The 8,438-nt window shown below is 28.2% G+C and carries 10 protein-coding genes; 6 read left to right on the top strand and 4 right to left on the bottom strand.

All coding sequences use genetic code 11. The features are described from left to right. Positions 1–195 precede the first annotated feature (195 nt). The gene (rpsT, locus tag ACIJYB_RS07610; protein WP_435086042.1) at positions 196–456 is read right to left on the bottom strand and encodes a 30S ribosomal protein S20; all 261 of its coding nucleotides are present in this window, start codon (positions 454–456) and stop codon (positions 196–198) included. Positions 457–506: 50 nt separating this feature from the next. Further along, on the bottom strand, positions 507–1,370 hold the full coding sequence (gene mutM / locus ACIJYB_RS07605; protein WP_435151043.1) for a bifunctional DNA-formamidopyrimidine glycosylase/DNA-(apurinic or apyrimidinic site) lyase: 864 nt from the start codon (positions 1,368–1,370) through the stop codon (positions 507–509). Between the two features lie 31 nt (positions 1,371–1,401). On the opposite strand from mutM, the gene ubiE reads away from it, so the two are divergent. Genes ubiE through ACIJYB_RS07575 form a run of 6 tightly spaced genes read left to right on the top strand, consistent with a single transcriptional unit; the run spans position 1,402 to position 6,514 of the window. Beyond that, positions 1,402–2,106: a bifunctional demethylmenaquinone methyltransferase/2-methoxy-6-polyprenyl-1,4-benzoquinol methylase UbiE gene (ubiE, locus tag ACIJYB_RS07600; RefSeq protein WP_435151041.1), complete on the top strand. Its 705-nt coding sequence runs from the start codon at positions 1,402–1,404 to the stop codon at positions 2,104–2,106. After that, positions 2,106–3,674 (top strand): 2-polyprenylphenol 6-hydroxylase, encoded by a 1,569-nt coding sequence (gene ubiB / locus ACIJYB_RS07595; protein ID WP_435151039.1) that lies wholly within the window; start codon positions 2,106–2,108, stop codon positions 3,672–3,674. Before ubiE ends, ubiB begins: the two co-directional genes overlap by 1 nt. 8 nt (positions 3,675–3,682) lie before the next feature. Further along, positions 3,683–4,882 carry a bifunctional phosphopantothenoylcysteine decarboxylase/phosphopantothenate--cysteine ligase CoaBC gene (gene coaBC, locus ACIJYB_RS07590; RefSeq protein ID WP_435151037.1) on the top strand — a complete coding sequence of 400 codons (1,200 nt, stop codon included), beginning with the start codon at positions 3,683–3,685 and terminating at the stop codon, positions 4,880–4,882. Next, positions 4,882–5,319, top strand: coding sequence for a dUTP diphosphatase (gene dut / locus ACIJYB_RS07585; protein WP_435151035.1), 438 nt, complete (start codon positions 4,882–4,884; stop codon positions 5,317–5,319). The genes coaBC and dut overlap by 1 nt, the downstream gene beginning before the upstream one ends. Beyond that, entirely contained in the window at positions 5,316–6,071 is a 756-nt protein-coding gene (locus ACIJYB_RS07580; RefSeq protein ID WP_435151033.1) for a HesA/MoeB/ThiF family protein, read from the top strand. Before dut ends, ACIJYB_RS07580 begins: the two co-directional genes overlap by 4 nt. Next, complete coding sequence (locus ACIJYB_RS07575) at positions 6,062–6,514, top strand: SH3 domain-containing protein (RefSeq protein WP_435151031.1); 453 nt, start codon at positions 6,062–6,064, stop codon at positions 6,512–6,514. Before ACIJYB_RS07580 ends, ACIJYB_RS07575 begins: the two co-directional genes overlap by 10 nt. Here ACIJYB_RS07575 and ACIJYB_RS07570 read toward each other — a convergent pair. Beyond that, entirely contained in the window at positions 6,507–7,100 is a 594-nt protein-coding gene (locus ACIJYB_RS07570) for a DUF3501 family protein (RefSeq protein WP_435152569.1), read from the bottom strand. The genes ACIJYB_RS07575 and ACIJYB_RS07570 overlap by 8 nt on opposite strands. A 2-nt stretch (positions 7,101–7,102) precedes the next feature. Then, on the bottom strand, positions 7,103–8,434 hold the full coding sequence (locus ACIJYB_RS07565) for a (Fe-S)-binding protein (protein ID WP_435151029.1): 1,332 nt from the start codon (positions 8,432–8,434) through the stop codon (positions 7,103–7,105). Positions 8,435–8,438 lie beyond the last annotated feature (4 nt).

Here is an 8,438-nt window from a genome sequence, read left to right as displayed (position 1 = left end):
ATTAATAAAAAAAAATTAATTTATTTTTTATCTAAATATTTTTTTTGAATCAAACACAGATTGAATCGTTTATAGATTGAATCATAAAAACTATTTTTATTTACCAAATCTAGATATAGTTAAATATTGAAACTTTATTAATAGATGATGTGAATACTTGAAGTTGTTTCTATACGAACTTATAAAACTTTAAATTTATATCGCAGAAATCTTTTTGGATATTCTAGAAACGTTTCTTGACGCATTTTGTTTCTTAATAATCCCGGTCTTGGCAATTTTCATTAGTTCTGAATTCAATTTAGGCAAGAATTTTAGAGCTTCATCTTTTTTTTTATCATCAATTAAAAGGTTCATTTTTTTTAAAGCATTTCTAAATCTGCTTTTTCTAGCCTTATTAACAGCCGTTTGCTTAGATATTCTTCTAATTCTCTTAATTGCCGATTTTGTGTTTGCCATATCCGCAGGGGTATAACTTGAGAATTTATGGTGGTCAATAAAATAATTGGCTATTTTTGACAAGAATCACAAAAAAAAGTTGATCTATTTGAGGTTATTTTTTTTTTAATGAGATTAGAACATCCTAAATTTTTACACCGTTCTCCCTCTTGATGATAAACCTTAAATTCATTCTGAAAACCACCTTTTAATCCTGAGATATCCTTAAAATTTCTTATACTAGATCCACCCTTGCTTATAGCTTTGAGTAGAATTTTTCTACTGTTATTTATAATTTTTTGACATTCTTTTTTACTTAATAATTTTACTTTTTTGAATGGATTTATTTTGCTTAAAAATAGAATTTCACTAGCATAAATATTTCCTATTCCTGAAACAAATTTTTGATCAAGTAAAAAATTTTTTATATCTTTATTTTTTCCTTTAAAAAAATTGTAAACATAAGTTAGATTAAAACTCTTATCAAAAGGCTCAGGACCTAAATGGTAAAATCTTTTATTCAAGTCTAGATTATTTTTTATTAACTGGAAAAAACCAAATCTTCTTGGATCATTATAAACAATTCTAAAATTTTCAAAAATTAACTCAACATGATTATGTTTTTTTGGTAAAAAAGGAGAATTATAAAAACTAGTATTTGTAGGTTTGTTAACTAATTTATTATTTATTACGTGTATTGTTCCTGACATGCCAAGATGAATTAAGCAATAATTTTCTTTTGGCAGATAAATGATTAAATATTTAGAGAATCTTCCCACTTTAATTATTTTTTTGTTTTGAAAATAAGTAGCAAAGTTCGGTGGAATTTTTAATCTTAAATTTCTATTTCGTATTATTACTTTTTTAACCTTTTTTTGTTTGATTTTTTTATGAAGAGATTGTCTTACAATTTCTACTTCTGGTAATTCTGGCATTTCACACTATATTGAATATATATTTTTTTTTATGCAACAATATCTTCAAAATAAAAAAGGACTGGTAGAAGGTGTATTTGATCAGGTCTATAGTAAATATGACCTAATGAATGACTTTATGTCACTTGGCGTTCATAGATTTTGGAAAAAAAGCCTAATAAATATGATGAACCCCTCTTTAAATAAAAATTTCATCGATGTTGCTTGTGGAACTGGTGACATAGGCAAACTCTATTTAGATAGCACTGATAAAAATAGTAGAATTACCTGTGTGGATCCCAACAAAGGAATGGTAAGCCAAGGTAAACGAAAACTATCTAGTTATAAAAATATTAACTGGGTTATTTCTCCTGCAGAACAACTACCCTTCGAAGACAATAAATTTGATTTTTATACTATTAGTTTTGGACTAAGGAACACAAAAGATTTAAACAAAGCTCTTTCTGAGGCATATAGAGTTTTAAAACCAGGTGGAAGGTACTTGTGCTTAGAATTTTCAAAAATACAGAACTCAAATCTTGATTTTATTTATAAAAATTATTCAAAATTAATTCCAATCATTGGGCAATTTGTGGTTGGTAAAAAAGAGCCATATGAGTATTTAGTTAAAAGTATAGAACAATTTATTAATCAGGAAGAATTAATTGAATTAATGAAGAATAATAACTTTCAAAAATGCTCTTACAGAAATTTTTCTGGAGGGATTGTTTCAATTCATAGTGGATGGAAATATTAATGATTAAAAAATTTATAACTTTATTTAAGTTAGGAAGAAAAATTGCTAAATCTGATATACTAAGTATTGCTTCAAAGTTCCAAAAACCACCTTTTATAGTAACAATATTATTTCAATTGCTATCAATTTCTTTTTCTAAAAAAAATCAGCAAAACCTAAGTTTAAATGAGGGAGAAAGATTATCTAATTCTTTAGAGTCTATGGGTACTACATTTATAAAACTTGGACAATTTTTAGCAACTAGACCTGATATTATTGGTGAAGAATTATCAACCAAGCTTGAAAATTTACAAGACCGTCTTCCACCTTTCTCTATAAGCCAAGCGAAAGAAATAATTAAAAGAGATCTTGGTCAGGACACATATAATTCAATAATAGACTTTAGCGAACCTGTTGCAGCTGCCTCAATTGCACAAGTGCACAAAGCTCAAATTAATGACAACGGAACTATTAAAGATGTGGCGATAAAAATTTTAAGACCAGATATTAAGAAAATATTTAATGAAGAAATTGACGCAATGATGTTGTTTGCTTTTATAATCGAGTCTTTTGTAAAAAAAACAAAAAGATTAAAGCTGGTTGAGGTTGTATTTTTATTGAAAGAGATAACAAATCTTGAAATGGATTTAAGGTTTGAAGCAGCTGCAGCAAATGAATATGCAGAAAATACTAAAAACGATGCAGGATTTAGAGTGCCGCAAATTTATTGGAATTTTACAAGTGAAAATGTAATGACTCTCGATTGGATTGATGGCGTATCAATAAGAGAAACTGAAGAATTAAAAAATAAAAATCTAGATACAAATAAAATTGCAGAAGACATTATTCAGCATTTTTTAAGACACGCAGTAAGAGATGGTTTTTTCCACGCAGATATGCATCAAGGAAATATTTTTATTGATAACAATGGTCAAATTGCCCCTATAGATTTTGGTATAATGGGTAGATTGGACAAAATAAGTAAAAGATTTTTAGCAGAGATTTTATTTGGATTTATACAAAGAGACTATAGGAAAGTAGCCGAAGTACATTTGGTAGCTGGATTAGTTCCAAATAATGTTCCAATTGACGATTTGGCTCAAGCTTTAAGATCAATAGGAGAGCCTATATTTGGTCAAGCAGTTAAAGATATTTCTGGTGGCAAATTACTAAAACAATTATTTGATGTAACTGAGAAATTTAATATGCAAACCCAACCTCAATTATTAATGTTACAAAAAACTATGGTTGTAGTTGAAGGAGTTGCAAGAAAATTAAACCCTAATACAAATATATGGACAACATCCAAGCCTGTACTTGAAAGCTGGTTGAGAGAAACTAAAGATCCAATTAATGCGATCACAGATACTCTGAACAATACATCGGAGGTTATCAAAAGATTGCCAGAATTTCCTGAGATTATGGATAAAGCTAATCAAGCTTTAACATTTTTAGCTAGTGGTCAAATTCCACAAAACTCAAATTCTTACACTGCCTTAAATAATAAAAAATCTGAAATGACTGCTTTTAGAAACCAATCTATTATTGGTTTATTAGTTCTTGTAATTATAGGGTTATTGGTATTTTAATTCGACAAATGAAAAATCTGATAGACAAAAAAATTCTTTATATAATTTGTGGTGGAATTTCTGCTTATAAAAGTCTCGAAACAATTAGAATTTTCAAAAAAAGCGGAGCACAAATAAAAACAATTTTAACCAATAGTGCTAAAGAATTTATAACTCCTCTTTCTGTTGCATCACTCTCTCAAGGGAAAGTTTATACTGATTTATTTAATGTCAAAAATGAAACTGAGATGGATCATATCGCTTTATCAAGATGGGCAGATGTAATTTTAATTGCGCCTGCAACAGCAAATACAATTTCAAAATTAGCTCAAGGCACAACAGATGATTTAGCTTCAACCGTTGTACTTGCATCAAATAAAGAGATTTATTTAGCACCAGCAATGAATGTAAGAATGTGGGAACATCAATCAACAAAACAAAATTTACAAAAACTAATAAATTATGGTTACAAACTTATTGGCCCAGAAATTGGTGAAATGGCTTGTGGGGAATATGGTGAAGGAAAAATGTCTGAACCTGATAAAATTTCAAACGAAATAAACAATTATTTTTTAAATCTTAAAAAAAATAAAAAATTAAAAGCACTAGTTACAGCTGGTCCAACAAACGAATACATTGATCCTGTAAGATTTATTACAAATAAATCTAGTGGTAAACAAGGTTATGAAATTGCTAAATCTTTATCTAAAAAAGGTTTTGATACAACTCTTATTTCAGGACCAACTAATTTAAAAGTTGATGATGATATTAAACTTGTTGAAGTTGAAACAGCAGATGAAATGTTATTAGAAACTCAAAAAAACTTACCAACTAATGTGGCAGTTTTTTCTGCAGCTGTAGCTGATTTTAAGATTAATAAAAAATTTATAAATAAAATTAAAAAACATGAGTCATTAGATCTAAATTTAGAAAAAAATGTAGACATATTGAATTATATTTCAAACCATAATTCAATGAGACCAGAACTTGTTATAGGCTTTGCAGCTGAAACAAACAATGTTGAAAAAAATGCAGAAAAAAAACTAAACAATAAAAATTGTGACTGGATAATTGCAAATGATGTATCCAATAAAAAAATTGGCTTCAGTTCTGATTTTAATGAAGTAACGATTTACTATAAAGATAAAAATAAAGAAAAACTTTCATATAAAAAGAAATCTGAAATATCTGATGAAATAGTTGATAGAATAATTAATCAATTAAATTAATGACAAAAGTTCTTATAAAAAAATTAGACTCATCTGTTGAGTTACCTGCCTATAAAACTAACGGAGCATCAGGTATGGATTTAATGGCTTTTATAAATGAGCCAATAACACTAAAACCACAAAATTCTTGTTTAGTTCCAACTGGCATTTCTGTTGCATTTCCTAGTGAGTTTGAAATTCAAATTAGACCAAGATCTGGTTTAGCTGCTAAAAACAATATTAGTGTTTTAAATACTCCAGGTACAATAGATAGCGATTATAGAGGTGAAATTAGAGTTATTCTTTACAATCATGGCAATACTAATTTTGTAATAAATAATAAGGATAGAATAGCTCAAATGATTTTAACTCCTGTTATTAAGATGCAACTAGAAGAAGCAGATACTTTACCTGAAACAGTTAGAGGAGAAGGTGGATTTGGCTCAACTGGAAAATGAGTTTAAAACTTAGTAAAAATCAGCTTGAAAAATATTCAAGACAAATCATTTTAAAAAATATTGGTGTTTTAGGCCAAAAAAAAATTTTAAACTCAAAAGTTTTAATAATTGGTATGGGTGGATTAGGATGCCCTGTAGCCGAATTTCTAACCAGGTCAGGTGTTGGATTTCTTGGAATTGTAGATCATGATTTAGTTAGTCTTTCAAATATTCACCGACAAACCTTATATGATGAAAAAGATTTGGGAAAATCAAAAGTTAAGGCGGCTAAAAAAAAATTAAATAATATCAATTCTAAAACTAAAATTGATATTTACAATTTAAAATTAAATAAAAAAAAATTTACAAAAATTGTTAAGAATTATGATTATATTGTTGATGGTACAGACAATTTTGAAACAAAATTTTTAATTAATGATATAAGCTTAAAATATAAAAAATTTCTAGTAACTGGGGCTATAAGCAAATTTGATGGACATATATTCACTTTTGATTTCAATAATAAAAAAAATCCTTGTTTAAGATGTTTTTATCAGGAAGAAACTATTTCTGACGACATACTAAACTGTGAACATGAGGGAATACTTGGAACTATTGCTGGAATCATTGGTACTATGCAAGCTAACGAAATCTTAAAAAAAATTTTAAATGTTGGACAAAATTTGAATGGATTTATTTTAATTATAGATTTTTTGAATTTAAATTTTAGAAAAGTAAAATTTAACAAAAGAAAAAAATGTAAATGCAATTAATACAAAAAATTATTTATACATTATTTTGTTTAACAATTTTAACAACATCCTCTGTTGCTGAAGAAACTTTTGTTTCTTTAAAAAAAAGTAAGGTAAATGTTCGATATGGACCTAGTTTTGATTCAGATATTAAATATGTTTACAAAAAAATAAATCTACCGTTAAAAGAAATAGATAAAAAAGATAATTTTAGAAGAATTATTGATTTAAAAAATAACAGTGGCTGGATACATATTTCACAATTGAAAAAAAATAATTCTGTAATTACAATTCAAAATAAAGTTTTATTTAAAAAACCATCTTCTTTTGCAAAACCAGTAGCTCGAATTGAAAAGGGTAGACTTTTAATTGTTGATAAATGTCAGGAAAAATGGTGCAAAGTCAAATCTGATAATTATAAAGGATGGATCAGAACCAATGATATATGGGGCTTAATTAACTAAAATCAGCTGATAAAGAGCTTAAATTTGCTGAACTTAGTTTTGTTGTATGAGAATATTCTTTGTGATCTATTCCAATTTCAACTCCTGAGCTATTCGATTTAAATTTTTGAATTTGCTCATCATTAAATTTAAAGTGTATGAATTGAACTGATGAAGCTTTACCTTCTGCAGAAGTTCTATCAACGTCTTCCTCAGGAATTGCTTTAATTATCTCTCCATCAATTTTTATAAATATTTTTTCCTCTATACCTCCAACTTTACTTAAGAATACTGCTCTAGAAACTGGATTGTCAATTTCAAACATTAGTGTAGCAGTTAGTTCGTTTCCATTAGGTATCAGGGGATTATAAGCAGTAAGTTCATCATTTAACTGTTCGTCACCACCTTTTTCGATGTAAAGCATCTCTTGAACTTGAGCTAACATTGTTTCGTAGCTTTCAAAATAAAAAGTTGCATATGGACCTAGTGCTATTCTTCTGTCTTTTTTAAAGCTAACAATACTTTTTCTAAGTTCTTTTCTATTTTTTGTATAGACATCCAAAGGCATAATGTCTTTTTTTACAATTTCTCTTTTTTCTCTTGGCATAATCATAATCTATAACTTTTTGCCATTAATTCGATAGGATGTAACGCCTCATCATTAGAAATATTGGTGTCAATTTCTAATTGCTTTAAATGTTTTCCTGCAAGTGGGCAGTCTGAAGCCATGTATTTATTATTCTTATTTTTAATTTGTCTAGCAGTTGGTCTGCCAACTTTATTTGCTAAATCATGTGTATCTTTCATCACGCCAAAAGTACCTCCATGACCAGCACATCTTTCAACAACATCTAATTTAACGTTTGGTATAAATTTCAGCATATCTCTTGACTTAATACCCATATTTTGTGCTCGTGCATGACACGCATTGTGAACAGTTACACCACCATCTATTTCTTGTAATCCCTCGGCTAACCCCTCGTTATTTGCTATATCAACAACATACTCATCGATATCCATCACATTTGACGACAATCTTTTTATATTTTCATCTTTAGGTAATAAAAGAGGCCATTCAAACTTTAACATTAGCCCACAGCTAGCTGTTAAAGTTATTACTTTATAACCTTTGTCAACCCACTCTAATAAATCTTTAGATACTTTTTTTGCTTGTTCAACCACCCTAGGAAGATCTGCTTGCTCTAAGAAAGGCATCCCACAACATCCTGGGTAAGCCTCTTGAACATCAACTCCATTCTTTTTTAAAACTTTTAAAGCCGCAACTCCTGTATTTTTTTTATTAAAATTAACAAAACAAGTCGTATAAATTACAACTTTCCTATCCTTGTTTGAAGTTTCAAAATTTATTTTATCTTTATTTTTTTTAAAGAAATTTGAAAATGTTTCTGAATTATATTTTGGTAATTGAACTCTTTTATCAATCCCTGAAACAATTTCTAAAATTTTTCTTAGAAATTTATTTTTAATATCAGATACCCAATTAACTAATTTTGAAAACATGACACCAATTTTTGCATTTCTATCTATTTTGGCTAATTGTGTTGGTACACCTGGTAATTTTCCCATTTTTTTTTGAGCTGTTCTATATCTCAACATTAAATGAGGAAAATCTAAATCAAAATCATGAGGGGGTACGTATGGACATTTAGTCATAAAACACATGTCACACAAAGTACAAGCATCTACAACAGGTTCAAATTGTTGACTTTTTAAACTTTCGACATCCTCATTTTCTAACTCATCGATCATATCAAATAACTTTGGAAACGAGTCACATAAGTTAAAACATCTTCTGCAACCATGACAAATATCAAACGCTCTTCTCATTTCAGCATCTATTTTTTCAGGATTTAAAAAATCAGGATGCTCAAAATCTATTGGATGTCTAATAGGGGCGTCTAAACTACCTTCTTTGCTCATAATT

The organism is Candidatus Pelagibacter bacterium nBUS_44, assembly GCF_051200895.1.
Taxonomy (GTDB): Bacteria; Pseudomonadota; Alphaproteobacteria; order Pelagibacterales; family Pelagibacteraceae; genus Pelagibacter.
The sequence above is the reverse complement of the archived record's forward strand: the minus strand, read 5'-3'. Positions and strand labels throughout refer to the sequence as shown.